This window comes from Aggregicoccus sp. 17bor-14 (assembly GCF_009659535.1).
Lineage (GTDB): Bacteria > Myxococcota > Myxococcia > Myxococcales > Myxococcaceae > Aggregicoccus.
Window position 1 is genome coordinate 206,854 of sequence record NZ_VJZZ01000009.1, and the last position, 23,932, is coordinate 230,785.

Here is a 23,932-nt window from a genome sequence, read left to right on the forward strand (position 1 = left end):
CAGCAGCAGGTGCAGTGCGCGTCACGCAGGGAGGCCCGGGTGAGCTTCGCGGCGGACATCGGCGGCATCCACGTGGAGGGGCTCGGCAAGCGCTTCGGTGCGCGCGTGGCCGTGCAGGGGCTGAGCTTCGAGGTGCGGCCGGGCGAGGTGTTCGGGCTGCTGGGCCCCAACGGCGCCGGGAAGACCACCACGCTGCGCATGCTCGCGGGGCTCCTGCGCCCGAGCGAGGGGCGCGCGCAGGTGTTCGGCCACCCGGTGGGCGACGGCACCGGGCCCGGCGGTGAGCGGCTTCGCCAGAGCGTGGGGCTGCTCACCGAGCAGCCCGGCCTCTACGAGCGGCTGAGCGCGCGAGAGAACCTGCGCTTCTTCCTCAAGCTGCACGAGCGCTCGGAGCGGGTGGAGTGGCCGCGCCTCTCGCGCTACCTCGAGCGCTTCGGGCTCGCGGGCCGCGAGGACGAGCCCTGCGGCGCGCTCTCCAAGGGGATGCGCCAGAAGCTCGCGCTGGTGCGGGCGCTGGTGCACGACCCGCCGGTGCTCTTCCTCGACGAGCCCACCAGCGGGCTGGACCCCGAGGCGGCGCGCGCGGTGCGCGATGCCCTGGCGGAGCTCGCGCGCGAGGGGCGCACGCTCCTGCTCTGCTCGCACAACCTGGCGGAGGTGGAGCAGCTGTGCGGGCGCATCGGGATCGTGAAGGGGCGGCTGCTCGCCTTCGCGTCCGTGGCCGAGCTGCAGCGGCGCGCGGGCGCCGCGCTCGAGGTGCGGGTGGAGGGGGACGCCACGCGCTACGTGCCCCTGCTGCAGGCGCTGCCCTTCGTCCCCCGGGTGAGCGCGGACGGCGAGCGGCTGCAGGTCACCCTCGCCGAGGAGGCGCAGGCGCCCGACGTGCTCGCGTGCCTGGTGGGTGCGGGCGCCCGGGTGCACGCGGCCGTGCCGTCCCGACTGCCGCTCGAGGAGATCTACCTCGAGCACATCCGGGAGGCGTGACGTGGCCTTCCACCCCGCACGCGCGCGCGCCGTCTTCTGGAAGGACCTGCTCGACCTGCGCAAGAACCCGCTGCTGCTGCTCTCCATGGCCGTGCTGCCGCTGGTGTTCGCCGCGGTGCCGGTGGCGGTGGTGTGGGCCTACGTGCACGAGGGCAGCGAGCAGTCCCTGCGCGCGGTGGCGCTCTTCTACGAGCCGGGCCTTCCGGCGGGGACGAGCAGCGTGCGCTTCCTCGTGGAGCGCACGCTGGTGGACTGGTTCGGGCTGTTCCTGGTGATGCCCGTCTTCATCCCCATCCTCATCTCCTCGCAGAGCGTGGCGGGGGAGCGCGAGCGGCGCACGCTGGAGCCGCTGCTCGCCTCGCCCGTGAGCGCGGGGGAGCTCGTGGCGGGCAAGAGCCTCGCCTCGCTGGTGCCCGCGGTGGCGCTCACCTGGGGCGCCTTCGCGCTGCTGTGCATCGGCGTGGACTGGGTGGCGTGGCCGCTGGTGGGCAGGCCGCTCCTGCCGGATGCGCTGTGGGGCTTCGGGGTGCTGGTGCTGGGGCCGCTCTTCGCCTTCTTCGGAAACGCGGTGGCGGTGCTCATCTCGGCGCGCGTGAACGAGGCGCGCACGGCGCAGCAGGTGGCGGCGCTGGTGGTGCTGCCCCTGCTCGGGCTCGCCGCGGGCCAGGTGGCGGGGCTCGTGCGCGCGGGGCCCGCGCTCTACGCGCTGGAGGGGCTGGTGGTGCTGGGGCTGGACGTGCTGCTGGTGGCGCTCAGCCTGCGCCTGCTGGACCGCGAGCGGCTCCTGAGCCGCTGGGGCTAGGCGCGCGCCGCGGCTCGGGGGTGCGGTGCCGGATGGGGGGCGGGGCTTCGCCTGTTCATCCCACATCGAAGCTGGCATGGTCGAAGCAGACGAGCGACGCAATCCGGCGCCCGCTCCCGCGTAGGGGAGGGGAGGCCGCGGTCTTCAGCGCGGTACAGGAGGCATCGAGAGCGATGGGCATCTTCGACGGCATCAAGGGGGAGGCGCGGCGCAACTTCATCGCCCGCTCCGACGAGGCGAAGAACGCGATCATCTACCGCTATCCGGAGAACAACGTCCGGATGCTCACCCAGCTCACCGTGGACGCGGACGAGGTGGCGCTGTTCGTGAAGGACGGCAAGGTGGAGGGCACGCTGGGCCCGGGCCGCCACCAGCTGGACACGAGCAACATCCCCTTCCTCTCGCGGCTGCTCGAGGGCTTCACCGGCGGCAACCTCTTCGTCGCCGAGATCTTCTTCGTCAGCCTGCGCGAGTTCGCGGGCATCAAGTTCGGCGGCCCCATCGGGGACGTGCGCGACCCGGAGACGGGCCTGGGCATCGGCACCATGGTGTACGGCGACTTCAGCGTGCGCGTCACCGACCCCGAGAAGCTGGTGGTGGGCCTGGTGGGCCTGCGCCGCGCGGACAACGAGGAGTTCCTAGGCTGGTTCCGCAGCCAGGTGCTCAAGGTCACCCGCGACCGCATCGCCGAGCTGCTGGTGAAGAAGAAGTGGCCGCTGCTCGACGTGACCAGCGGCGCGTACACCGAGGAGATCGAGGGCGAGGTCATCGGCGGGCTGAAGCCCCACGTGGACGGCTACGGCCTCACCGTGGTGCGCCTGGGCAACTTCCACATCTCCATCAAGGAGGAGGACGAGGCCACCCTCAAGAAGCTCTCCAAGGACGTGGCCTACTCGCGCCTCGCCGGCGGCTTCCAGCAGTACGCGCAGGGCCAGGCGATGCTCGGCGCGGCCGAGGGCATGGCCAAGGGCGGCGGCGAGGGCTCCGGCGGCGCGCTGCAGGGCATGGGCATGGGGATGGGCTTCGGCATGGCCAACATGTTCACGCAGCAGCAGCAGCAGCAGCAGCAGGGCCGTCCGCCTCCGGGCGCACCGGGCACCGCGCCGGTGAACGGCACCTTCTGCCCGAACTGCGGCGCGAGCGCCCAGGGCAAGTTCTGCAGCAGCTGCGGCAAGCCGCTCGCCGCGGCCCCCGCGCGCTGCGTGGACTGCAACACCGAGCTCGCCCCCGGCGCGAAGTTCTGCAACGGCTGCGGCAAGCCCGTGCAGACCTGAGCGGGGTGGGCTAGGGCGACCCGGCCGCCGGCGTGCCGAGGCGGATGGGCACCCCCAGCGTGGTGCCCAGGCGCAAGAGCAGCACGTCCGGCTCGATGCCGCGCTCGCCCGCCGCCAGCGCGAGCTCACGTGCGCTCAGGGCGTTGCCGTGGGCCCAGAGCCCCTCGAGGAACTTGCCGGCCTCCGCGCTGTGCCACCACGCGGGGCCGAAGCGGGCCTTGAGCTGGCCCTGCAGCTGGCCTGCGAGGAACCACGCGCGAAACGCGTCCGCGCTCTGGAAGAAGTCCTCCAGGTCCACCAGGTAGCGCGCCTCGTCGTCCGGGCCCATGGGCAGCGCATCCGTGCGCTGCAGGATGGCGCTGTAGAGGGCGCGCGCGTCCACCTTGTCCCCTCGCCGCCGCAGCTCCAGCTGGTAGAGCAGGCGCCCCGCGGCGCGGCGGATGAGGAAGAGGCGGTGCGCGCTGGAGGCGGCGAGGAAGGTGTCGCGGCGCACGTCGGTGAGCCCCGCCTGCTCCTCGAGCCACACCGGGTCCTCCACCAGGTCCTCGAAGAGCGCGGCCCAGGCCTCGCCCACCGTGGGGTTGCCCAGCTTCGCGAGCTCGAAGCGCGGCTCGCGGGTGAAGGCGGCGTGCAGCAGGTGCCCCACCTCGTGCAGCACGCGCGCCTGCTCGAGCACCCCGTCCGCGGGCCGCACGCTCAGGCGCACGTCGCCGGGCACCTTGGGCGCGAGCGTGAGGGGGCGGGGGTTCTTGCGCGGCAGCTCGCGCGCGTCCACGCGCACGTTGGGCAGCGCCGAGAGCTGGATGCCGAGGCCCGCGAGCGTCTTGTCCACCCGGGTGAGCTGGGCGGCGCGCGGAAAGAAGCTGTCCACCTCGCGGGGGCGGAAGAGGCGGGGGATGTCCGCGCGGGTGAGCTGCTCGAAGGAGAGCCCCAGCTCGCTCTTCGCGAGCCGCGTCATCACCGTGAGGTAGGGCGCCTGCGTGGCCTGGAGGATCTCCTCGGCGAGCGCCGCGAGCCGGTCCAGGTCCGCCTGGCGCAGCTCCGCGCTGAAGGCCACGTACGAGGGGTAGCCCAGCTGGCGCACCACGGCCTGCAGCCGCTCCTCGCGCCGGCGCAGCGACTGGTTCAGCCGCTCGATGCTGGGGGTAGCGCCGCGATACAGCGCGCGGCGCACCTCCGCGCTGCGCTCGTTGGCGAGCAGCCGCTCCAGGTCGCGGTAGCGCACCTCCCGGCCCGCGCCGCCCTTCGGGTCCGGCAGGGTGTAGCTGAGCGAGCCCTCCAGGTTCGCCACCGCGTCGTTCTGCTCCTCGAGCGCGCTCGCCAGGTACTCGCCGGCGAAGAGGGACTCCAGGTAGGTGAGGGCGCGCACCTCGCGCGGCGCGGTGGAGAGCTGGCGCAGCCGGTCGATCTTGCGCAGGGAGGCGAGCGAGAAGAGCTGCGCGTCCTGGGCGTAGGTGGCGCCCACGTCTGCCTGGGTGCCCTCCGTCCAATAGGCCCAGACGCGGTCGTCCTGGCGCTCGAGCAGCGCCTCGGCGCGGGAGGAGAGCCCCTGCACCTCGCGGGTGAGCTGGGCGCTCTCGCCCTGGAGCGCCGCCGGGTTGGCCGGGGAAGCGGAGGGCCTCTTCGCGCACGCTGCGATTAGCAGGGCGAGGGGCAGCAGGAGCAGGAGCCTTGGACGCATGGGGAGGGCAATGTAGCTTCCGCGGCGCCCATGCCCAATTCCGTCCAGTGGAAGGCGGCCGCGGGGCGCCAGGCGCTCTACGCCAGCCTCCGGCACTTCTTCTCCGGCCTCGGCTACCTCGAGGTGGAGACGCCGCTGCTCGTCCCCACGCCGGGGATGGAGCCGCACATCAACGCCTTCGAGGTGCCCTTCGTGCCGGAGACGGACGTGGGCAGCGCCCGCCCGCTCTACCTGCACACCAGCCCCGAGTACGCGATGAAGCGTCTGCTCGCGGACGGCAGCGGGCCCCTGTTCCAGCTCTGCAAGGTGTTCCGCAACGGGGAGGTGAGCCGCACCCACAACCCCGAGTTCACGATGCTGGAGTTCTACCGGCCGCACGCGGACTACCACGCCATCATGGCGGACCTGGAGGGCGCGCTCGCCAGGGCGGGCCAGGCGGCGGCCGGCGCGGGCCACGGCGTCGAGGGCGCAGACCCGCTCTTCTTCACCCGCACGCCCTACGAGCGCGTGAGCGTGCGCGACGCCGTGCTGCGCGCCACCGGCATCGACCTGCGCGCGCACCGGGACGGGGCGAGCCTCAAGCGCGCGGCGGAAGGGGCGGGCGTGCGCACGGGGGACGCCACGAGCTTCGACGACGTCTTCTTCCACCTCTTCCTCCAGCGCATGGAGCGGGGCCTGGGGCACGAGCGGCCCACCTACCTCGTCGAGTACCCGGCCTCCATGGCCTCGCTCGCCCGGCTCAAGCCCGGAGAGCCCGAGGTGGCCGAGCGGGTGGAGCTGTACGCGAAGGGGCTGGAGCTGGCGAACGGCTTCAGCGAGCTGACGGACGCGGCCGAGCAACGCGCGAGGCTGCTGGAGGAGCAGGCCCTCAGGCGCACCGAGGGCCGCACCGTCTATCCGCTCGACGAGCGCTTCCTCGATGCGGTAGGCCGCATGCCGCCCTCGGCCGGCATCGCCGTGGGGCTGGACCGCATCCTGATGCTGCTGCTGGGGATGAGCCGCATCACCGACGTCCTCCTGTTCCCCGCCCACGAGTTCGTGTGAAGCCTCTGCTCAAAGAGCTGGCGCAGACCGCCTTCGCAGGTGCCGCGGGCCTGTCCATCACCGGCGCCCTGTCCCCCGTGGTGTGGGGCGCCGCCGCCCTGCGCGGCCCGCGCGCCGCGGACCCGCTGCTCGAGCTGTGGGCGAAGAGCATGCTCGCCTCCGCCGGCGTGGTGACCGAGGCGGTGGGGCTGGAGCATTTGCCCGAGGGGCACTGCGTCTTCGTCTGCAACCACCAGTCGCACTACGACGCCTTCCTCATCCTCAAGCACGTGCCCAAGCACATCCGCTACGTGGCCAAGCGCGAGCTCGCGCGCATCCCGGTGTTCGGCCACGCCGTGCGCGCCACCGGCAACATCGTGGTGGACCGCACCGGGAGCAGCAAGGACCGCGAGCGGCTGCAGGACGCCGTCCACGCCGTGCGCGAGCGCGTGAGCGTGATGTTCTTCCCCGAGGGCACCCGCAGCGAGGACGGCGTCCTGCGCCCCTTCAAGAAGGGCGCGGCGATGCTCGCCATCCAGTCCGGGGTGCCGGTGGTCCCCATGGCCGTGAGCGGCACGCGCCTCATCCTGCCCAAGGGTGGGCGCAGCGTGCGCTGGGGCCAGCGCGCGGCGCTCGTGGTGGGGAAGCCGATTTCGCCGGTGGGCCTGCAGCCCAGTGACCGGGATGCCTTCACCCAGCGGCTGCAGGCCGCGGTGAGCGAACTCTATGCCCAGGCGCGCGAGCGCTCAGGAGACCTGCCGTGAGCCCGAAGTCCAAGCCCGTGTTCGATACCCGCAACCTGCAGGCCCACCCGTGGCACGGCGTGAGCGTCGGCGACGACGCGCCCGAGGTCATCACCGCGTACATCGAGATCGTCCCCACCGACGCGGTGAAGTACGAGCTGGACAAGGCGAGCGGGCTGATGCGCCTGGACCGCCCGCAGCGCTTCAGCAGCCAGTGCCCCACGCTCTACGGCTTCATCCCGCAGACCTACTGCGACGCGCTCGTCGCCAAGCGCGCCGCCGAGCGCACGGGGCTGGACGTGGAGGGAGACCACGACCCGCTGGACATCTGCGTGCTCACCGAGAAGGTCATCCACTCGGGAAACCTGCTGGTGCGCGCGGTGCCGGTGGGCGGCTTCCGGATGGTGGACGGCAACGAGGCGGACGACAAGATCATCGCGGTGCTCGAGAACGACCTCGTCTACGGCGAGCTCGCCCACATCGCCCAGTGCCCGCGCGCGCTCATCGACCGGCTCAAGCACTACTTCCTCACCTACAAGCAGCTGCCGAACGAGGGGAAGCGCAAGGTGGAGATCGCCGAGGTCTACGACCGCGCCGAGGCCCACGAGGTCATCCGCCGCAGCCAGAAGGACTACGAGCGGCTCTACGGCACCCCGCGCGCGCCGGTGAAGGCCACCGTGAAGGGGAAGGCCGCCGCCAAGGCCCGGCGCCGCGCAGGCAGGTAGCGGGCGGCGCACAGCGGGCCAGAAAGAGTCTTGAAAACTCTTTCTGCCGTCCTTAGCTTTCGTCCCGGGAGGTAGCCACGGATGGGCGCTTCGCTGCTGGCGACGGACGGGTACAAGTTCAGCATGGCGGAGGCCGGCTGGCCGCTGCGCGAGGAGACCTTCTACTACTGCCACCGCCGCGGCGGGCTGCAGGTGATGCCGCTGGACCTGGAGCAGCTGCTGCCCACGCTGCTGCCGGAGCCCACGGACGCGGACTACGCGTACCTCGCCGCGCACGAGTACGCGATGGGCGCGGGCTTCAAGGCCGGGATGCTGCGCCGCGAGCGGCTGCGCATCCGGGCGCTGCCCAAGGGCGCGCTCTTCTTCCCCAAGGAGCCGGTGTTCACCCTCACCGGTCCGTCGGCGCTGGTGTCCTGGATCGAGCCGGTGCTCCTGCAGCTCAACTTCCGCATCCAGGTGGCCACGAGCGCCTTGAGCGACCGCGAGCTCACGGCCAAGGCGCTCGCGCGCCTGTGCTGCGAGGAGCAGCGCGACATCGTGCTGGAGACCCTGGACGCGGTGGGGGTGCGCCCCTTCCCGATGGACGTGGACGCGGACGGCTACGTGCGCCGGGTGCGCGCGGTGGTGCAGGAGCTGGTGGAGATCGTCGGCGACCCCTCGCGCATCTTCGAGGTGGGCCTGCGCGCCGCGAGCTGCCTCAGCCAGCACGAGCTCGCGGTGCGGGCCTGCAAGGACGCGGGCGTCACGCGCACGAGCAACGTGCTCGCGGCGCAGAAGCTGGGGCTCACGCCCGTGGGCACCATGGGCCACGAGCACGTGCAGCGCTACGGCTCGGACGAGGCGGCCTTCCGCGCCATGCGCGAGCGCCGCCCGCACCGCTCCAGCTACCTGCTGGACACCTACGACACCCTGAGCTCGGGTCTGCCCAACGCCTTCAAGCTCATCCGCGAGGACCCGGCGGCGCAGGACTCCATCCGCTTCGACTCGGGCAACAAGAAGCTGCAGTACCTCTACGCCGTCACCCGCGCGCGCGACCTGGGCATCCGCCCCGTGCACATCCTCGAGGACGGCCTGGACGCTGCCGCCACGCGCGAGTTCGAGGAGCTGCGCCGCATGGTGGACTGGGCGCCCGCCGAGCAGTTCTACGGCTACGGCGGCTACATCGTGGCGCGCCCCATGGAGACGCCCTTCACGCGCGACCGCGCCGCCGCCATCTACAAGCTGTCCTGCACGGGCGGGCGGCCCACCATGAAGTTCGGCAACGAGCTGGCCGAGGGCAAGCAGAGCATCCCGGGCGTGCCGGTGGTGTTCCGACGCCGCCACGGCAGCGGGCCCATCGGGCTCATCGGTCAGGCGGACGAGCAGCCCCCCGAGGGCTACTTCCTGCTCACCGGCAGCGGCGCCGAGGTCCCCAGCCTCGTGGCGAGCGACAGCGGGGACGTGCAGGGCCACACCGTGGCGCTCTCGCCGGCCACCCAGGCGCTGGTGGACTCGCTGCGCCAGCGCTACTTCCCGCAGGGGCGCGTGTAGCGCGCACGCGCCCGGAGGTCTGTGCCCGTGTCCGCGACCCCGCCGCTTCCCCCTCCCGACTTCTACGATCCCTCCCAGGTGGGCGCGCTCTTCCTCGAGCGCGGCGCCCGCGTGGCCGAGGCCGCGCACGCCTACCGCGCCCGCCACGGCGTGAGGCCCGCGCACGCGGACAGGGAGCGCATCGTCGCCTTCGGCATCGACGTGCAGGTGGGCTTCTGCACGCCGGGCGCGAGCCTCTTCGTGCCCGGCGCGGTGGAGGACACGCAGTGCGCGCTGGGCTGGCTCTACCGCCACCTCGGGCGCATCACGGGCCTGGCCTTCTCGCTGGACACGCACCGCGTCTTCCAGATCTTCCACCCCGCGTGGTGGCAGGACGCGGCGGGTAACGCCCCCCCGCCCCTCACCCCCATCCTCGCCGCGGACGTGCGCGCGGGGCGCTGGCGCGCGACGCGGCAGCCCGAGGCGAGCCTCGCGTACTGCGAGCGCCTGGAGGCGAGCGGCCGCTACGTGCTCACCATCTGGCCCTACCACACGCTGCTCGGGGGCCTGAGCCACGCGCTGGTGCCCGCGGTGATGGAGGCCAGCCTCTTCCACGCCCTGGTGCGCGACGTGCCCACGCGCTTCGACATCAAGGGCGAGCACGCGCTCACCGAGAACTACTCGGTGCTCAGCCCCGAGGTGACGGAGGTGGCCGGAGAGAAGGTCGGCGCCTTCAACGAGTCGCTGCTCGAGCACCTGCTCTCCTTCGACCGCATCTACGTCTTCGGCCAGGCCAAGAGCCACTGCGTGCTGTCCACGCTGAGGGACCTGCAGCGCACGCTCGAGGTGCGCGACCCGGAGAAGCTCGCGCGCATCCACATCCTCGAGGACGCGATGAGCCCGGTGCCGGCGCCGCCGCTGGATCCGCTGCCACCGGGGCTCGACTTCCCGCGCGTGGCCGAGGCCGCGATGCAGGACTTCCGGAGGGCGGGCATGCGGGTGGTGCGCACCAGCGACCCGCTGGACGCGTGAGCCGCCGTCCGTCCCCGCCTTTACCGGTGCCGGGCGCGAGCAGCGCCGCGCAGGGCGTGGCGCGCGCGCGCGAGGCGCTGGAGGCCTACGCGCGCCCCGCGGTGGCCGTGGACCTGGTCATCCTCACGCTGCTCGAGGGCAGCCTGCACGTGCTGCTGGTGCGCCGCGCCGAGGCGCCCTTCGCGGGGCGCTGGGCCTTGCCCGGGGGCTTCCTGCGCGTGGCGGACGGCGTGCAGGACCAGGGCGAGGACCTGGAGGCCGCGGCCGAGCGCGAGCTGGTGGAGGAGACGGGGCTCTCGCCCCGGGACGTGTGGCTCGAGCAGGTGGGCGCCTTCGGCAAGGCGCACCGCGACCCGCGCATGCGCGTGGTCACCGTGGCCTACGCGGCGCTGGTGCGCCCCGACCTCGCGGGCCGCGTGCACGCCGGGGGCGATGCGGCCGCGGCCGAGTGGGCGCAGGTCGCGTCCCTGGGGGAGGGGGCGCTCGCCTTCGACCACGGGCACATCCTGGAGGTGGCGCTCGCGCGCATCCGCGAGCGGGTGGACACCTCCGACGTGGCCTTCGCCCTGGTGCCGCGCACCTTCACCGTGCCCGAGCTGCGCGCCGTCTTCGCCGCGGTGAAGGGCGCGCCGCAGGACGCGGGCAACTTCCGCCGCCGCGTGCAGCGCCTGCTCGAGGACCGCATCCTCGAGCGCGCCCCCGGCGTGCGGCGCACCGCGAGCAAGCCGGCGAGCCTCTACCGCTTCCGCAAGGGCCGCTAGCGCAGCTCGAAGCCCAGGGCCACGGTGCCCGCGAGGTACTCGTCCAGCGCGCCGCCGACGATGAAGCGGTCTCCGGGCTCCGGGTGCATCGCGTAGTAGTAGCGCCGGTACTCGGCGCCCACCTTCAGCCGCCATGCCTCGCCCAGGTGCCACTCGCCCGCGAGCGCCCCGTCCACCGCGCCCACCACGTTGTGCGGGAAGAAGGCGTCGCGCAGGTCGCCCGTCTCCCAGACCTTGTGCACGCCCGCGTCGAGCACCAGCGTGAGCCGCTCGGCGACCGGGATGCGCCCGAAGAGCCCGGCGCGCGCGCTGCGGTAGCGCACCGAGGGCACCAGGAGCTCCGTGCCGCCGCGCGTGGGCTGCCGGAACGCGAACACCTGGGTACCGAAGGTGGCCGAGGTGCCCAGCTCCCCGCGCCCTAGCGGCAGGCGCAGCGTGAGCCCGCCGCGGTACGCGTCCGAGTCCGTGCCGTAGCGCTGCCCGTCCGGCATCGTCGAGCTCACCGCCACCAGGATCTCCGCGGACGCCGTCACGCCGACGTGCGTCCAGAAGCCGTGCGTGAGCATCAGCCCCGGGTACCACTCCACGCCGAGCGCCACCGCCGGGCCTCCGAGGAGCCGGTAGGTGGGCAGCGCGCTGCGCAGGTCGTCCGTGTACTGCAGGCGTCGCGAGAGCACGCGCCCGCCCACGGTGAAGCGCGCGAGCACCGGCGCGGGGCCCGTGTCCGCACTCGCTGCGGGCTCGGCCTCGGGCGCCGCCGCGCGTGCCGCTGGGGAGGAGGCCACGCGGGCCTGCGGTGCAGGGGACTCGATGCGTGCGGCGGCGGCGCGGGGCTGCTCGCGCACGGGCGCCGCAGGGCGGGAAGCAGAGGGCGCCTCGCGTGGGAGCGCCGCGGCGGACGCGGCGCGTGGCGGCGGGTCGGCGCTCGCCGCGGGCTCCAGCGCCGCGACTGCACGCGGTGCATCCTGTCGTGGCTCGACGCGGGGCTCGGCGCCCTGCAGCGGGCGGAGGGCATCGCTGCGGGACTCGGCGCCGGCCCCGGACCCGGGTGCTGCCACGGCCCTTCGCGGGGTGCCCGGACGGGTGAGCGTCGCGAGCGCTTCGCGCAGCTGCGCGGCCTCCACCGCGGGCACCTCGGACAGCGCACGCTCCGAGCGCACCCTCCAGCGCAGGAACTCGAGCGGCGCACCGCTGCTGCCGCGGAACACGCGCACGCTCACCTCGAACCTGCCGCCCCCGCTGCGCTCGGCGCGCGCGACGAGCACCGCCGTGGCGTGGTGCTTGCGCGCCGCCGCGCGCACGGCTGGCGCGGGAGGCTGCGTGCGCAGGGCCGCGCTGCGCACCGGGATGGCGTCCGGGCCCAGGGTGCGCTCGAGGCCCGAGCGCAGCGCGGCCGCGCCGGGACCCTTCACGTCCAGCACCATCGTCTGCGGCGTCCCGGCGCGCGCGGGGATCGCGCCGAGCAGCACCGCGCCGCACGCGAGCAGCGCCGCGAGCAGGGGCTTCGTGCGCGCCCTCACTGCGTGCCCCCGTCCAGCAGGCCCTGCACGTACTGCGCGAGACAGCCGCGCTCGTAGGCGCTGAGCTCTGCACCCACGGGCATCTGCGCACCGCACTCCGGATCCGGCTCCAGCTTCTCCAGGAAGTAGCTCGTGCCCGCGCTCACCAGCGGCTTGCCTCCGCAGGCGCTGGGTACGCCCACCAGCCGCCGCCCCACGCCCTGCGACTCGAGGTCCAGGTTCGCGGCGGGCTTGCTCGCGCCGTGGCAGCCGCCGCCGCCGCAGGAGGTGGGCAGCAGCGTCTTCTCCACGTCCAGCGTGCAGGTGCCCACCGCGTCGCCGCCGAAGCGCTCGGGGTCCTCGAGCCGGCCCGGGCAGCCAGCGGTGGCGAGCAGCAGCAGGGGGGCCACCCCGAGCAGCAGGAGGCGGGGGCGCGAGCGCAGCATTCTCAAGGCGACTCCAGAGGTAGCGGGCAGCGCGCAGGCGCTCCGCACGCCTGCATCTTCACTGATGCGAGCGGACGCGGTCGAGGGCACGCCCTGCTTCTCGCGCGTGCGCACCGCGCTCCATCCTCGTGCGCGGCAAAGTTGCAACTGCGCTGCGTCTGGTGTGCGCCCGGGTGAGAGGTTTGTACTCAAACGAAGGTCCCATCGCGCGCGCGGGAGGCCCGTGCGGCGGCCGCTCCGAGGCGCTTGACCCGGCAGGCGCGCTGGACGAAGGGTGGCCCGGGCGATGGACGGTCTGGACCGCAAGACGCGCGGACGTACCTCGAGCGAGCGGCTGCGCGCGCTGGACGCGTACGTCGTGCACTGCGAGTCCGCGCTGCTCACGCGCACCGAGGGCGCGTGGGCCTCAGCGCCCTTCGTGGACCTGGGCTTCGGGGAGCACCCGTGGACCACGCTGGAGAGCGCGCGCGCCTTCCGGCGGCTGCAGCCCGCCCTGCGCGTGGTGGGCGTGGAGCTGGAAGCGGCGCGCGCCGAGGCAGCGCACGCAGCCCATGCAGCGCCCCTCACCGAGTTCCGCCAGGGGGGCTTCGCGCTGCCGCTCGCGCCGGGGGAGCGCGCGCGCCTGGTGCGCGCGCTCAACGTGCTGCGCAGCTATCCCGCGGAGCACGTGCCCGAGGCGCATCGCCTGCTCGGTGAGGCGCTGCTCGAGGGCGGGCTCCTGGTGGAGGGCAGCGCGGATCCGACCGGCAGCATCACCGGCGTGCACCTGCTGCGGCGCGAGGGGGGCGCCCTGCGGCGCGAGGCGCTGCTGCTGCACACCGACTTCACCCACGGCTTCGCGCCCATGCTCTTTCGCGACTGGCTGCCGCGCGACCTGCGCCGCCGCGTGCGCCCGGGCGAGCCCATCCACGCCTTCCTCGGCGCGTGGACCGAGGCCTGGCAGGGCGTTCGCGCGGGGCTGGCTCCGCCGCAGGCCTTCCGCGCGTCCGCGCTGCGGCTCGCCGAGCGCGTGGAGGGCGTAGCCACGGACGCCTGGCTGCTGGATGGCGGCTACCTGCGCTGGCAGCCGGCGGGGGGCGTTCCCCTCTAGAGCGGGTCCTGCGGGACACCGGCGTGGGGAGTGGGTGCGCACCGGGTAGCTGTGCGATGCTCGACGCCCCCTCTGGATTCGTTCATGCGCCGCAGTCCCTGTCCCGCGTGCGCGGCGGACACAGGGGCCACGCGAGCGCCTTCGCGGGAGACAGCGTCGATGCCGTCGGACCAGCCGGAGCTCAACGACTCGCCCGAGGCCTTCATGGTCACCGGGCAGGCCCTTCGCGCCGAGTGCCAGGGCAGCGCCCTCGCGGCCTTCGAGGGCGCGCATCCCTACCCGTGGCTGGTGCGCGACCTGAGCGCCGAGTCGCTGCCGGAGCCCAGCTTCGCCACCACCTTCCTCTCCGAGGAGGACTTGAAGATCGGCAGCACCGGCCTGCTGCAGCGCATCGCGCAGCGCCCGGATGGCTTCGGCTTCTACCCGCTGCGCAAGAACCCGAAGAACCCGTGGAAGGACCGCATCATCATCGGGCGGGCCACCAACAACGACGTGGTGCTGCGCCACACGTCCGTGTCCAAGGTGCACGCGCGCGCCACCTGCCGCGACGGGCGCTGGAGCCTCGTGGACGCGAAGAGCACCAACGGCACCTCCGTGGACGGAGTCCCGCTCGCGCCCGCGGGCGATGGCGCGACCCTGCAGAGCCACACCGTGGTGAAGCTGGGCGGCGTGGTGTGCACGGTGCTCAGCAGCGCGGAGCTGCACCGGGCGCTCGCCGGGCGCTGAAGGGGCCTTCAGTCCCCGTCCTGCTCTCGCAGCGCCTCCGCGTGCCAGTCCAGCAGCTCGCGCGGCGCGGTGAGGCCGGGGTCGAGCCGCTCGGAGATGAACTCGATGCGGCGCGAGAGCGCGATGACGGCCTCCTTCGGCTGCTGGGCGGGCCCGCGGATGCGCGCGCAGAAGAAGGTGCGGCAGCCGAAGGGGCGGTCCGCGTACACGGTGCAGCGCTTGCCGGCCGCATCCAGGTAGGGACAGCCGCCGTCGGCGCGGGGCGGAGGCAGGGGATGGCGGCTGCGCAAGAGCCGCCACTCGGGCAGCCACAGCCAGGGCTGGCGCTTCGTCACCGCGAGCTGGCAGCACTCGCCGCTCGCGCTGCAGGAGAAGGGGGCGTAGGCGGCGTCCGCGTGGCGGTACACCGCTCGCAGCTCCTGCAGGGCGGCCTGCTCCTCGCGGCCTCCCGCCTTCGCGGGAGCCGCCTCGGGCACGTCGTCCTCGTCCCAGTCCTGCATGGCCTGCCCTAGAGCACCCGCAGCACGAAGCACTTGAGGTAGCGCGTCTCGCGCAGGCTGAGCAGCACGGGGTGATCCTTGCCCGCGCCGCGCTTTTCGATGATCTGCACGCGCCGCTTCGCGTCCGCCGCGGCCGAGGCGAGCATGTCCTCGAAGGCCTGCTCGTCGATGTGGTAGGTGCAGCTCGCGCTGATGAGGATGCCCCCGGGGCGCAAGAGCTGCATCGCGCGCAGGTTGATCTCCTTGTAGCCGCGGGTCGCCGCCTCGATCGCGTCCTTGTTCTTCGCGAAGGAGGGCGGGTCGAGCACGATGGTGTCGAAGCGCCGGCCCTCGTCCACCGCGTCGCGCAGGAAGTCGAACGCGTTGGCCACCACGACCTCCACGTTGTCCAGCTTGTTGGCCGCCGCGTTCTGCCGCAGCGTGCCCGCGGCGAGCTCCGAGATCTCCACCGCCGTGACCTTCGTCGCGCGCGTGGCGAGCTGCAGCGCGAAGCCGCCGACGTAGGAGAAGCAGTCCAGCGCCTCGCCGAAGGCGTACTGGCTCGCCATCACGTGGTTCTCGCGCTGGTCGAGGAAGGCGCCGGTCTTCTGGCCCTGGAGGAGGTCCGCGCGCATGCGCACCAGCCCCTCGTCGTAGGGGACGGTGTCGGGGACCTCGCCGTGCAGGATGCCCTTCTCCTGCGGCAACCCCTCCAGCGCGCGCACGCCCACGTCCGAGCGGTTCACGATGCCGCGCGGGCGGAAGTGCTCCCTCAGCAGCTCCGTGAACATGCCCTTGAGCCGCTCGGTGCCCGGGTTGAGGAACTGCGCGGTGAGGAACTCGCCGTAGCGGTCCACCACCAGGCCCGGCAGCAGGTCTGCCTCGCCGTGGACCACGCGGTAGGTGACCTCGCCGGGCAGGGCGCGCTTGCGCATCGCGTCCGCAAGCCGGAGGCGCTCGCGGAAGAAGTCGGTGTCCACCGCGACGTCCTCGTAGCTGAGCCACTTCAGGGAGATCTTGGACTGCTTCGAGTAGAAGGCCTTGCCCAGGAACCAGCCGCGCGCGTCCATCACGCGCACCACCTCGCCGCCTGCGAGCGCCGGGTCGCCGTTGAGGTCCGCGCGGTAGATCCACGGGTGGCCCGCCTGCCAGCGCTCCACGCCCCGGCGAACGAGGCTCACCTCGGGCAGGCCGTCCGGCCCCAGCTTGGGGCTGGTGCGGTCGGGGGCCACCTTCTCGGGGCGGTGGTGGCGGGGCGGGGGACGGCCAGCGGCGGCGCCCGGGCGCGGGGCCCGGGGGGCGGAGTGCTTCGGAGCAGAGGGCTTCACCGGGGCACCTATACAGCAAAGTGCCGCGGCTGGCCTCCCGGCGCGCGGAGGGGGCATCCCAGTCAGGGCGGGCGGGACGAGCCCCTGCTCGTCGGGCGAGGGGGCCGAAGCGGTGCAGCGCGCTGGCTTTCCGCGGCAGCTCGGACGAGCCTCGCGCCCATGTTCAAGTCCGCGTCCGTCTGGGTCGCCCTGCTCGCCGTCGCCGCGCTCGTGCTCGGGCCACTGCTCGCGCACTTCGGCGTCGTCCGGCCGCTGCAGGGCCTGATGAGCTTCGGGGCCGCTGCCGCGCTGGGGCTGCTCGCCATGGTGGCGGGGGTGGTCAGTGTGCTCCGGAGGCGGGCGCGTCAAGGCGCGCTGGCCATCGGGCTGGGCATGCTGTGCCTCCTGGTGGTGCTGCTGCCCGCGTTCGCGGCGGGCCGCATCCCGCCCATCAACGACGTGAGCACGGACCTCGAGTCCCCGCCGGCCCTCACGCGCGCCGAGCCCTCCGGGCGCAGCCTCGCGTATCCGCCCGACTTCGTGCACTTCGTGCGCGACTCGTACGCGGACCTGCGGCCGCTCGTGCTCCCCGAGCCTGCAGATGCGGTCCTCGCGCGCGTGGAGGCACTCGCACGCCGCCAGCCCGGCTGGACCGTGGTCTCCTGCGACCCGCAGGCGCGCGTGTGCGAGGGCTACGCCGAGAGCCGCCTCTTCCGCTTCCGCGACGACTTCGCCATCCGCGTGCGCGCCGAAGGGCAGGGCGCCCGGGTGGACATGCGCTCGCGCTCGCGCGACGGGAAGGGGGACCTCGGCGTGAATGCCGCGCGCATCCGCGACTTCCTCGGGCAGCTCGGGGGAAGTGCGGCGCAGGGCTCAGGGACACGTTAGGAGCAGGAGACCGTGGGAAAACTGCTCCTCTTCGTCCTGCTGCTGCCCTTCGTCGAGCTTTACCTGCTCGTGCACCTCGGCGCGCGCGTGGGGCTCGTGCCCACGCTGGGGGTGCTGATCGTAGGCGCCGTGCTCGGCTCGCTGCTGATGCGCCGCCAGGGCGCGCGCGTGCTGCGGCAGGTGCAGTCGGGGCTCGCAGGCGGGCAGCTTCCGGACGAGGCCGTGCTGCGCTCGGGGCTCGTCGTGGTGAGTGGCGCGCTCATCGCCGTGCCCGGGCTGCTGACGGATGCGCTGGGCCTCGCGCTGCTGCTGCCTCCCGTGCGCCGCTTCGTCGCGCGGCGGCTGCGGCGCGGGGCGGAGCGTCAGATGCGCTCGGGCGGGCTGCACGTGGGCGTGTGGGGGGCGCAGGGGCCCGCGGCGCCGCAGCGGGTGGAGCGGCGGACGCTGCGGGGCGAGGAGGATGCCGAGTTCAGCGAGGAGTGACGCGGCTTCGCCTCAGGTCGAAGCGACGACGCGCCAGCAGCGGTGGATCTCCTTGCGCTGGAAGTCCTCGGGGATGCTTCCCGGGGTGAGCTCCTCCACCTGCTGCATCCCGGCGAAGGTGCGCGGGTCCAGCTCGAAGCCGGTGAAGTTGGTGGAGAAGTAGAGCACTCCGCCCGGCGCGAGCAGCGCCCGCACGCCGGCCACGAGCCGCACCTGGTCGCGCTGCACGTTGAAGCTGCGGTCCATGCGCTTGGACGTGGAGAAGCTGGGCGGGTCGCAGACGATGAGGTCGTAGCGCTCGGGCTCGTCCGCCGCGGCCGCCGTCCACGCGAGCACGTCTCCGCGAATCAGGGTGTGGCGCGCGTCCGCGAGCCCGTTGAGGTCCAGGTTGTCCTCGGCCCAGTCGAGGTACTGCTCGCTCAGGTCCACCGTGGTCGTGCTCGCGGCACCCCCGGCCGCTGCGTACACGGTGAAGGCCCCCGTGTAGGCGAAGAGGTTGAGGAAGTGCTTCCCGCGCGCCTCCTCGCGCACGCGCGCCCGGGTGAGGCGGTGGTCCATGAAGAGCCCGGTGTCCAGGAAGTCGCCCAGGTTCACCCAGAAGCGCAGCCCCTGCTCCTCCACGGGGAAGCGGGCGTGCCCTTCGCCTGCCCGCCCGTACTGCGTGCGGCCCCATGCCTGGGGCAGGTGCGTCTTGGCGAAGACGCGCTCGGGGGGCACCTCCAGCACCTCCTGGATCGCCGCGAGCACGCCCGTGCGCAGCTCGGCGAGCGCGCCGCTCTTGAGCACCTTGCGGCTGGGGAACTCCGCCACGTGCACGCACTCGCCGTACACGTCCACCGCGTAGGGGTACTCCGGCATGTCGCGGTCATAGACGCGGAAGGCCGTGAGCCCGCGCGCCTTCGCCCACTTGCGCAAGTGCCGGGCGTTCTTGCGCAGCCGGTTGGCGAAGGGCGCGCCGCCCGCCTCAGCCCCCGCCTCGCCGTGCTTACTGTCAGGTGCAGCCATGCCGAAAAGACCCCCTCAGGAAACCGCCGCCCCCCTCATCCCCGACTCGCCCACGCTGGACAAGCTCCGCGAGGCGGCCGCGGGCTGCAAGGCCTGCCCGCTGTGGAAGACGGGCACCCAGACGGTGTTCGGCGAGCGCCCGGCCCGGGGAGGCGCCGCCGCCCGCCCCCGGGTGATGTTCGTGGGCGAGCAGCCCGGTGACCAGGAGGACCGCGCGGGGCGCCCCTTCGTGGGCCCCAGCGGGAAGCTCCTGGACGAGGCGCTCGAGAGCGTGGGCATCGACCGGCGCCAGGTGTACGTGACCAACACCGTGAAGCACTTCAAGTGGGTGGGGCAGGGCAAGCGCCGCATCCACGAGAAGCCCAACGGGCGGGAGATCTCGGCCTGCAAGCCCTGGCTGGAGGCGGAGATCCAGGTCTTCGCCCCGGACGTCATCGTCGCGCTGGGGGCCACGGCCGCGCAGGCGCTGCTGGGCAAGGAGTTCCGCGTGACCTAGAGCCGCGGCGAGCTCAACCCCTCGGCCTACGCCCAGGCCGTCATCGCCACGGTGCACCCCTCGTCCATCCTGCGCGCCCCGGACGAGGCCGCGCGGCGCGAGGCCCACGCCGCCTTCCTGGAGGACCTGCGCGTCGTCGCACACGTGCTCACGAGGCTCGGCGCCGGGGAGGGGACGGACGCGCGGCAGGGAGTGTGATAGCCCTGCCGCCATGCGCTTCGACACCCTCGCGATCCACGCCGGCCAGGCGCCGGACCCCAGCACCGGCGCCATCATGACGCCGGTGTACCTGACCTCCACCTACGTGCAGGACGGTCCGGGAGAGCACAAGGGCTACGAGTACAGCCGCACGCAGAACCCCACCCGCAAGGCGCTGCAGGACTGCCTCGCGGCGCTGGAGGGCGCCAAGCACGGCGCCGCGTTCGCGAGCGGCCTCGCGGGCACGGACATGCTGATGCACACGCTGGAGACCGGTGACCACGTCATCGTCTCCGACGACGTGTACGGCGGCACCTTCCGCATCTTCGACAAGGTGTTCCGCCGCCACGGCCTCAACTTCTCCTTCGTGGACCTCTCCAGGCCCGAGGCCTTCGAGGCCGCACTCACCGCGAAGACGCGCATGGTGTGGGTGGAGAGCCCGACCAACCCGATGCTCAAGCTCATCGACCTGGCGCGCATCGCCGAGGTCGCCAAGCGCCGCAACATCCTCTCGGTCGCGGACAACACCTTCATGACGCCGTACTTCCAGCGCCCGCTGGACCTCGGCTTCGACGTGGTGACCCACTCCACCACCAAGTACATCAACGGCCACAGCGACGTGGTGGGCGGCTTCGTGTGCACCAGCCGCGACGACGTGGCCGAGCGCATGTACTTCCTGCAGAACGCCGTGGGTGGCGTCCCCGGCGCCTTCGACAGCTTCCTCGTGCTGCGCGGCGTGAAGACGCTGCACGTGCGCATGGAGCGCCACGCGCAGAACGCGATGGCGGTCGCCCAGGCGATGCTCAAGCACCCCAAGGTGCAGAAGGTCACCTACCCGGGCCTCGAGACGCACCCGCAGCACCCGCTCGCGCGCCAGCAGATGCGCGGCTTCGGCGGCATGGTGACCTTCGACATCAAGGGCGGCCTGGAGAGCGCGCGCCGCTTCCTCAAGCGCACCAAGCTCTTCGCCTGCGCCGAGAGCCTCGGCGGCGTGGAGAGCCTCATCGAGCACCCGGCGATCATGACCCACGCCTCCGTGCCCAAGGAGACGCGCGAGAGGCTCGGCATCACCGACGGCTTCATCCGCCTCTCGGTGGGCATCGAGGATGCGCGCGACCTCGTCGACGACCTGAACAACGCGCTCGAGGCGGCGTAGCCTCCTCCGCGCTTCCGTTGCACCCGAGGGCCTCGCGCCGTTGCGCGGGGCCCTCGCCGTTTTCAGGAGTCGCTAGCGCGCGCCGTCGCCGAGTCGCTCGCGCAGGAGCTCCCACAGCACGCGCACGCGCGGCACCTCGCGCAGCGCCCGGTGCGTGACGAGGAAGAGCTCGTCCACCGGCCACTGCGCCGCGTCCTCACGCAGCGAGGGCGCGAGCCTCACCGGCGCGAGGCCGAAGTGCGCCACGCTGGGCTCGGGCACCAGGGCCACGCCCACCCCGGCCGCCACCGCGGCGAGCTGCACCCGCAGGCTCTCGGACTGCACGCGCGGCTCCACGCCCCGCGCGTGCGCCGCGAGCCAGCGCGCGGGCGCCAGGTGCGCGAGGCGCTCGCCCCAGCCCACCCAGGGCGCGTCCTCCCAGCGCTTCAGTACCCCGAACTGCTTCACGAGCGCGGGCGCCCCCACCAGCACCCAGGGCACCGCGGTGAGGCGCGTCACCACCAGGTCGCCGCGGGTCGGGCGCACCGTGCGCAGCGCCACATCCGCCTCGCGGCGGCTCAGGTCGCGCAGCGCCTCGCCCGGCTCGAGCGCGATGCGCAGGGCCGGGTGGCGGCCGAGCAGCTCCTTCACCAGGGGCGCGACCAGCAGCTCCGCGAGGTCCGGCGGGCAGGTGAGGCGCACCAGGCCCGCCACCTCGCGCTCGAGCGCATCCGCAGCGCTGGCGAAGCGGGCCATCCCCACCTCCAGCTCCTCGGCCACGGGCAAGAGCCCCTCGGCGGCCTCGGTGGGGGTGATGCCCTCGCGGCTGCGATCGAAGAGCGTCACCGCGAGCGCCTCCTCCAGGGCCGCGAGCCGGCGAGACACGGTGGAGGCATCCACGCCGAGTGCCTTCGCCGCGCCGCCCAGGTTGCGCGCGCGGCACAGTGCGAGGAAGAGCCGGACGTCGTCCCAGGGCAGGCAGGGGGAGCGTTGCATGGGTGCAAGGCTAACCTGCGTTCCTGGGCGTAGCGATGCGCTAATGCATGGAGCACCTTTCTCCCGAACACAGCGCAGTCAGGGAGATGGCCATGGAGACGAAGAGCGGGATGACGCTGGTGCTGGGCGGTACGGGCAAGACGGGGCGTCGCGTGGTGGAGCGACTGCGGGCGCGCGGGCTGCCCGTGCGGGTGGGCTCGCGCACGGGCACGCCCCGCTTCGACTGGGAGGCGCCCGAGACCTGGGGCCCGGCCCTGGAGGGCGTGACGGCGGTGTACCTCGCTTACGCGCCAGACCTCGGGGCGCCCGGGGCGAGGGAGCAGGTGCGCGCCTTCGCGGCTCAGGCTGCGGCCGGTGGAGTGCAGCGCATCGTGCTGCTGTCGGGCCGGGGCGAGCCGCAGGCGCACCAGGCCGAGGAGGGCGTGCGCACGTGCGGTGTGGCCTTCACCGTGCTGCGCGCGGCGTGGTTCTTCCAGAACTTCAGCGAGGGGCACCTCCTCGAGGCCGTGCGCGCAGGCGAGCTGGCCTTCCCCGCGGGCGAGGTCGCGGAGCCCTTCCTCGACGCCGAGGACATCGCGGAGGTGGCGGTGGCGGCGCTGACGGACGGCGCGCACGCGGGGAGGACCTACGAGCTCACGGGACCGCGGCTGCTCACCTTCGCGCAGGCCGCAGCGGAGCTCTCGGAGGCGGTGGGGCGCCCGGTGCGTTACGTGCCGCTCACACCCGAGGCCTACGCGGCCTCGCTCGCGCCCTACCTGCCGCAGGAGGAGGCCGAGTTCCTCGCGCAGCTGTTCTGCGAGGTGCTCGACGGCCGCAACGCGGACCTCGCGGACGGCGTGCAGCAGGTGCTGGGCCGTGCGCCGCGCGACTTCCGGGCGTGGGCGCGCGAGACGGCCACCGCAGGCGCCTGGAGCGCCGCCGCCGCCGCGGTGAGCTGAGCGCGTCCACTGCCATGCACGGGGCGGGGGACCGGCTTTGCTCGCGCGCCGCGCCGGCGCATAGGGTCGGGGCATGCGGCGATTCCCGTTCTGGAGTGTCTTCCTGCTCTCGTGCGTGCTCGCGGTCGGATGCGCGGGTGCGCGGGCGAAAGAGCAGAAGCTGAAGTGTTCCGCAGACTACGTCTACGACGAGCCCGTGGAGGCCCTCTGGCCCCGCGTGCAGGCGTACTTCCGCGCGCAGGGCTTCGACCTCTCTCCGGACTCCGAGCGCTACCTCCTGGTGACGGACGTGCAGGCGAAGCGCCTGCCGATGGAGACCTTCCAGTTCACCCGCTACTACATGCAGGCTGAGCCGGTCGGCACGCTGAGCGCGCGGGTGCGCATCTACCGCTGGACCTTCACCTCGCTCGTGCACCATCGCATGGTGGGGAACCCGGGCGAGCTGCAGGTCGACTCGGGCGCCGCGGGGCCCCCGTGGACACGGTGAACTTCACGAAGCTCACGCGCGACGACGCCGTCAACTTCCAGATCCTCAGCCGCGAGCGCCTCGAGCTGGGGGAGGAGGGCCCCGGCACGCCCACCTTCGACCGCAACTTCTTCCGCGACCTCGAGGCGGAGAACGACCTCCTCGCGCATCTGTACCCGAGCCTGCGGGGCGACGTCGCAGCCGCGACCCGCGAGGCCGGCGCCCTGCATGCCGCTTCCTTCGCGGTACACCTCGCGGACGAGGCCCCGCGCGCCGTGCGCGAGGCGCGCTGCGGAGAGACCCTCCCGGGCCTCGACGAGATGGCGAAGCCCGGAGGCATCCTGCTGCTCGGCGAATTGCACGGCACCCAGGAAGTGCCGCGCTTCATGGCCCGCGCCGTGTGCCAGGTCGCCTTCGAGCAGGTGCCGGTGGTGCTCGCCCTGGAGCTCCCGGTGCAGGAACAACCCGCGCTGGACGCGTACCTGCGCAGCGAGGGAGGCCCGGACGACCAGCGCGCCCTCCTCATGGGCGCGGTGTGGCACCGTCCGCGGCAGGACGGCCGTACCAGCCGCGCGGTGCTCGAGCTCATCGAACACGTGCGTGTGCTCAACCGCCAGGGCCTGCCGGTGTCCCTGCTCGCCTTCGACTCGCTCACCCTGCAGGGCAACGCGCACGAGCAGGCCATGGCCGAGCGCCTGCTCGCGCGCAGGGCGAAGGAGAAGGGCTCGGCGCTCCTGGTGCTCACGGGCAATGCGCATGCGAGCACCGAGCGCGGCACCGAGTGGGACCCGGGCCTCGTGCCGATGGGCGCGCTGCTCGCGCGCTCGGATTACCGCGTGCGTGCGCTGGACGTGCTCTACGACGCGGGGCAGGCGTGGACCTGCCGCCTCGGGGAGAAGGGGGCACTCTCCTGCGGCATCCACCCCGAGGACTACCACCTGCCGCACACCGCCCACGAAGCCGTCTACGGCGCCGCGTACCGGCGTTTCGACCGCGAGCACCGGAGCGAACTGCTGGCGCCCTTCCGGCTCTACGGCCGCGACCGCTTCTTCATCCACGGCGGGCAGCACCCACCGCGCGGCTTCCACGGCATCTTCTTCATCACGCGCCCCACCGCCTCGCCGCCCGCGGACGTGCTCACCCTGGGCACCACGCCCGCCCCAGCCGCCAGCGCGAGCCCCTGACGCGGGGCCGTGCTCGGCGGGCGATGTCGAAAAGCCGGGACCTCGTTCGTCAGTGGAGAAGA

Annotated in this window: 26 protein-coding genes; 19 read left to right on the top strand and 7 right to left on the bottom strand. The window is 73.2% G+C overall.

Features of this window, described 5'->3' with window-relative positions:
• Window positions 1–57: 57 nt before the first annotated feature.
• The 3 genes from FGE12_RS18665 (at window position 58) to FGE12_RS18675 (ending at window position 3,060) form a co-directional block, all read left to right on the top strand.
• Window positions 58–984: an ABC transporter ATP-binding protein gene (locus FGE12_RS18665; protein ID WP_194798065.1), complete on the top strand. Its 927-nt coding sequence runs from the start codon at window positions 58–60 to the stop codon at window positions 982–984.
• A 1-nt stretch (window position 985) separates the two neighbouring features.
• Window positions 986–1,786: an ABC transporter permease subunit gene (locus FGE12_RS18670; protein WP_194798037.1), complete on the top strand. Its 801-nt coding sequence runs from the start codon at window positions 986–988 to the stop codon at window positions 1,784–1,786.
• Window positions 1,787–1,959: 173 nt separating this feature from the next.
• The gene (locus FGE12_RS18675; protein ID WP_194798038.1) at window positions 1,960–3,060 is read left to right on the top strand and encodes an SPFH domain-containing protein; all 1,101 of its coding nucleotides are present in this window, start codon (window positions 1,960–1,962) and stop codon (window positions 3,058–3,060) included.
• Between the two features lie 10 nt (window positions 3,061–3,070).
• Here FGE12_RS18675 and FGE12_RS18680 read toward each other — a convergent pair whose 3' ends face one another.
• Window positions 3,071–4,741 carry a chromosome segregation protein SMC gene (locus FGE12_RS18680; RefSeq protein ID WP_153867841.1) on the bottom strand — a complete coding sequence of 557 codons (1,671 nt, stop codon included), beginning with the start codon at window positions 4,739–4,741 and terminating at the stop codon, window positions 3,071–3,073.
• A gap of 30 nt (window positions 4,742–4,771) precedes the next feature.
• On the opposite strand from FGE12_RS18680, the gene epmA reads away from it, so the two are divergent.
• The 6 genes from epmA (at window position 4,772) to FGE12_RS18710 (ending at window position 10,534) form a co-directional block, all read left to right on the top strand.
• Complete coding sequence (gene epmA, locus FGE12_RS18685; protein WP_153867842.1) at window positions 4,772–5,785, top strand: EF-P lysine aminoacylase EpmA; 1,014 nt, start codon at window positions 4,772–4,774, stop codon at window positions 5,783–5,785.
• Window positions 5,782–6,528 (top strand): lysophospholipid acyltransferase family protein, encoded by a 747-nt coding sequence (locus FGE12_RS18690; RefSeq protein ID WP_370459060.1) that lies wholly within the window; start codon window positions 5,782–5,784, stop codon window positions 6,526–6,528. The genes epmA and FGE12_RS18690 overlap by 4 nt, the downstream gene beginning before the upstream one ends.
• Window positions 6,525–7,232, top strand: coding sequence for an inorganic pyrophosphatase (locus FGE12_RS18695; RefSeq protein WP_370459061.1), 708 nt, complete (start codon window positions 6,525–6,527; stop codon window positions 7,230–7,232). Before FGE12_RS18690 ends, FGE12_RS18695 begins: the two co-directional genes overlap by 4 nt.
• Before the next feature lie 81 nt (window positions 7,233–7,313).
• Window positions 7,314–8,762 carry a nicotinate phosphoribosyltransferase gene (locus tag FGE12_RS18700; protein WP_153867843.1) on the top strand — a complete coding sequence of 483 codons (1,449 nt, stop codon included), beginning with the start codon at window positions 7,314–7,316 and terminating at the stop codon, window positions 8,760–8,762.
• 27 nt (window positions 8,763–8,789) lie between these two features.
• Window positions 8,790–9,773, top strand: a complete 984-nt coding sequence (locus FGE12_RS18705) for a nicotinamidase (RefSeq protein WP_194798039.1) — start codon at window positions 8,790–8,792, stop codon at window positions 9,771–9,773.
• A 56-nt stretch (window positions 9,774–9,829) separates the two neighbouring features.
• Window positions 9,830–10,534, top strand: coding sequence for an NUDIX domain-containing protein (locus tag FGE12_RS18710; RefSeq protein ID WP_153867844.1), 705 nt, complete (start codon window positions 9,830–9,832; stop codon window positions 10,532–10,534).
• Here the strand turns inward: FGE12_RS18710 and FGE12_RS18715 are convergent.
• Together FGE12_RS18715 and FGE12_RS18720 are read right to left on the bottom strand one after the other, a co-directional pair.
• A complete protein-coding gene (locus tag FGE12_RS18715; RefSeq protein WP_153867845.1) occupies window positions 10,531–12,054 on the bottom strand; it encodes a hypothetical protein in 1,524 nt (507 codons plus the stop codon). The two genes, FGE12_RS18710 and FGE12_RS18715, sit on opposite strands and share 4 nt — an antisense overlap.
• The gene (locus FGE12_RS18720; RefSeq protein ID WP_194798040.1) at window positions 12,051–12,479 is read right to left on the bottom strand and encodes a hypothetical protein; all 429 of its coding nucleotides are present in this window, start codon (window positions 12,477–12,479) and stop codon (window positions 12,051–12,053) included. The genes FGE12_RS18715 and FGE12_RS18720 overlap by 4 nt, the downstream gene beginning before the upstream one ends.
• 286 nt (window positions 12,480–12,765) lie before the next feature.
• On the opposite strand from FGE12_RS18720, the gene FGE12_RS18725 reads away from it, so the two are divergent.
• A complete protein-coding gene (locus tag FGE12_RS18725) occupies window positions 12,766–13,569 on the top strand; it encodes a methylase (RefSeq protein ID WP_153867847.1) in 804 nt (267 codons plus the stop codon).
• Between the two features lie 159 nt (window positions 13,570–13,728).
• On the top strand, window positions 13,729–14,295 hold the full coding sequence (locus FGE12_RS18730; RefSeq protein WP_194798041.1) for an FHA domain-containing protein: 567 nt from the start codon (window positions 13,729–13,731) through the stop codon (window positions 14,293–14,295).
• An 8-nt stretch (window positions 14,296–14,303) separates the two neighbouring features.
• On the opposite strand, the gene FGE12_RS18735 is transcribed toward FGE12_RS18730, so the two are convergent.
• Together FGE12_RS18735 and FGE12_RS18740 are read right to left on the bottom strand one after the other, a co-directional pair.
• Entirely contained in the window at window positions 14,304–14,795 is a 492-nt protein-coding gene (locus FGE12_RS18735; protein ID WP_153867849.1) for a YkgJ family cysteine cluster protein, read from the bottom strand.
• 8 nt (window positions 14,796–14,803) lie between these two features.
• Window positions 14,804–16,102 (bottom strand): class I SAM-dependent rRNA methyltransferase, encoded by a 1,299-nt coding sequence (locus FGE12_RS18740; RefSeq protein ID WP_370459062.1) that lies wholly within the window; start codon window positions 16,100–16,102, stop codon window positions 14,804–14,806.
• 159 nt (window positions 16,103–16,261) lie between these two features.
• Here FGE12_RS18740 and FGE12_RS18745 point away from each other — a divergent pair, with 159 nt between their 5' ends.
• Both FGE12_RS18745 and FGE12_RS18750 read left to right on the top strand, forming a co-directional pair.
• Window positions 16,262–16,969, top strand: coding sequence for a DUF1499 domain-containing protein (locus FGE12_RS18745; protein ID WP_153867850.1), 708 nt, complete (start codon window positions 16,262–16,264; stop codon window positions 16,967–16,969).
• A 12-nt stretch (window positions 16,970–16,981) separates the two neighbouring features.
• Window positions 16,982–17,452: an FxsA family protein gene (locus tag FGE12_RS18750; RefSeq protein WP_194798043.1), complete on the top strand. Its 471-nt coding sequence runs from the start codon at window positions 16,982–16,984 to the stop codon at window positions 17,450–17,452.
• A 12-nt stretch (window positions 17,453–17,464) separates the two neighbouring features.
• Here FGE12_RS18750 and FGE12_RS18755 read toward each other — a convergent pair whose 3' ends face one another.
• Window positions 17,465–18,457, bottom strand: coding sequence for a class I SAM-dependent methyltransferase (locus FGE12_RS18755; RefSeq protein ID WP_153867851.1), 993 nt, complete (start codon window positions 18,455–18,457; stop codon window positions 17,465–17,467).
• Between FGE12_RS18755 and FGE12_RS18760 the strand changes: the two genes are divergently transcribed.
• Genes FGE12_RS18760 through FGE12_RS18765 form a run of 3 tightly spaced genes read left to right on the top strand, consistent with a single transcriptional unit; the run spans window position 18,456 to window position 20,307 of the window.
• On the top strand, window positions 18,456–18,953 hold the full coding sequence (locus FGE12_RS18760; RefSeq protein WP_228530895.1) for a UdgX family uracil-DNA binding protein: 498 nt from the start codon (window positions 18,456–18,458) through the stop codon (window positions 18,951–18,953). The genes FGE12_RS18755 and FGE12_RS18760 overlap by 2 nt on opposite strands.
• A 51-nt stretch (window positions 18,954–19,004) precedes the next feature.
• Window positions 19,005–19,151: a hypothetical protein gene (locus tag FGE12_RS30380; RefSeq protein ID WP_228530896.1), complete on the top strand. Its 147-nt coding sequence runs from the start codon at window positions 19,005–19,007 to the stop codon at window positions 19,149–19,151.
• Between the two features lie 13 nt (window positions 19,152–19,164).
• On the top strand, window positions 19,165–20,307 hold the full coding sequence (locus tag FGE12_RS18765) for a cystathionine gamma-synthase (RefSeq protein ID WP_153867852.1): 1,143 nt from the start codon (window positions 19,165–19,167) through the stop codon (window positions 20,305–20,307).
• Between the two features lie 72 nt (window positions 20,308–20,379).
• Here FGE12_RS18765 and FGE12_RS18770 read toward each other — a convergent pair whose 3' ends face one another.
• Window positions 20,380–21,282 carry a LysR family transcriptional regulator gene (locus FGE12_RS18770; protein WP_153867853.1) on the bottom strand — a complete coding sequence of 301 codons (903 nt, stop codon included), beginning with the start codon at window positions 21,280–21,282 and terminating at the stop codon, window positions 20,380–20,382.
• 92 nt (window positions 21,283–21,374) lie between these two features.
• Between FGE12_RS18770 and FGE12_RS18775 the strand changes: the two genes are divergently transcribed.
• The 3 genes from FGE12_RS18775 (at window position 21,375) to FGE12_RS18785 (ending at window position 23,870) form a co-directional block, all read left to right on the top strand.
• Window positions 21,375–22,220, top strand: coding sequence for an NAD(P)H-binding protein (locus FGE12_RS18775; RefSeq protein WP_228530897.1), 846 nt, complete (start codon window positions 21,375–21,377; stop codon window positions 22,218–22,220).
• A gap of 73 nt (window positions 22,221–22,293) precedes the next feature.
• Window positions 22,294–22,707 carry a hypothetical protein gene (locus FGE12_RS18780; protein ID WP_153867855.1) on the top strand — a complete coding sequence of 138 codons (414 nt, stop codon included), beginning with the start codon at window positions 22,294–22,296 and terminating at the stop codon, window positions 22,705–22,707.
• Window positions 22,695–23,870, top strand: coding sequence for a hypothetical protein (locus FGE12_RS18785; RefSeq protein ID WP_153867856.1), 1,176 nt, complete (start codon window positions 22,695–22,697; stop codon window positions 23,868–23,870). The genes FGE12_RS18780 and FGE12_RS18785 overlap by 13 nt, the downstream gene beginning before the upstream one ends.
• The last annotated feature ends 62 nt before the right edge of the window (window positions 23,871–23,932 follow it).

Bases quoted from the DNA above. Each gene is read 5' to 3' on its own strand.
- FGE12_RS18675 (WP_194798038.1), top strand. From the start codon at position 1,960: ATGGGCATCTTCGACGGCATCAAGGGGGAGGCGCGGCGCAACTTCATC.
- FGE12_RS18680 (WP_153867841.1), bottom strand. From the start codon at position 4,741: ATGCGTCCAAGGCTCCTGCTCCTGCTGCCCCTCGCCCTGCTAATCGCA.
- epmA (WP_153867842.1), top strand. From the start codon at position 4,772: ATGCCCAATTCCGTCCAGTGGAAGGCGGCCGCGGGGCGCCAGGCGCTC.
- FGE12_RS18700 (WP_153867843.1), top strand. From the start codon at position 7,314: ATGGGCGCTTCGCTGCTGGCGACGGACGGGTACAAGTTCAGCATGGCG.
- FGE12_RS18720 (WP_194798040.1), bottom strand. From the start codon at position 12,479: ATGCTGCGCTCGCGCCCCCGCCTCCTGCTGCTCGGGGTGGCCCCCCTG.
- FGE12_RS18725 (WP_153867847.1), top strand. From the start codon at position 12,766: ATGGACGGTCTGGACCGCAAGACGCGCGGACGTACCTCGAGCGAGCGG.
- FGE12_RS18730 (WP_194798041.1), top strand. From the start codon at position 13,729: ATGCCGTCGGACCAGCCGGAGCTCAACGACTCGCCCGAGGCCTTCATG.
- FGE12_RS18735 (WP_153867849.1), bottom strand. From the start codon at position 14,795: ATGCAGGACTGGGACGAGGACGACGTGCCCGAGGCGGCTCCCGCGAAG.
- FGE12_RS18745 (WP_153867850.1), top strand. From the start codon at position 16,262: ATGTTCAAGTCCGCGTCCGTCTGGGTCGCCCTGCTCGCCGTCGCCGCG.
- FGE12_RS18760 (WP_228530895.1), top strand. From the start codon at position 18,456: ATGCCGAAAAGACCCCCTCAGGAAACCGCCGCCCCCCTCATCCCCGAC.
- FGE12_RS18755 (WP_153867851.1), bottom strand. From the start codon at position 18,457: ATGGCTGCACCTGACAGTAAGCACGGCGAGGCGGGGGCTGAGGCGGGC.
- FGE12_RS18765 (WP_153867852.1), top strand. From the start codon at position 19,165: ATGCGCTTCGACACCCTCGCGATCCACGCCGGCCAGGCGCCGGACCCC.
- FGE12_RS18770 (WP_153867853.1), bottom strand. From the start codon at position 21,282: ATGCAACGCTCCCCCTGCCTGCCCTGGGACGACGTCCGGCTCTTCCTC.
- FGE12_RS18775 (WP_228530897.1), top strand. From the start codon at position 21,375: ATGGAGACGAAGAGCGGGATGACGCTGGTGCTGGGCGGTACGGGCAAG.
- FGE12_RS18780 (WP_153867855.1), top strand. From the start codon at position 22,294: ATGCGGCGATTCCCGTTCTGGAGTGTCTTCCTGCTCTCGTGCGTGCTC.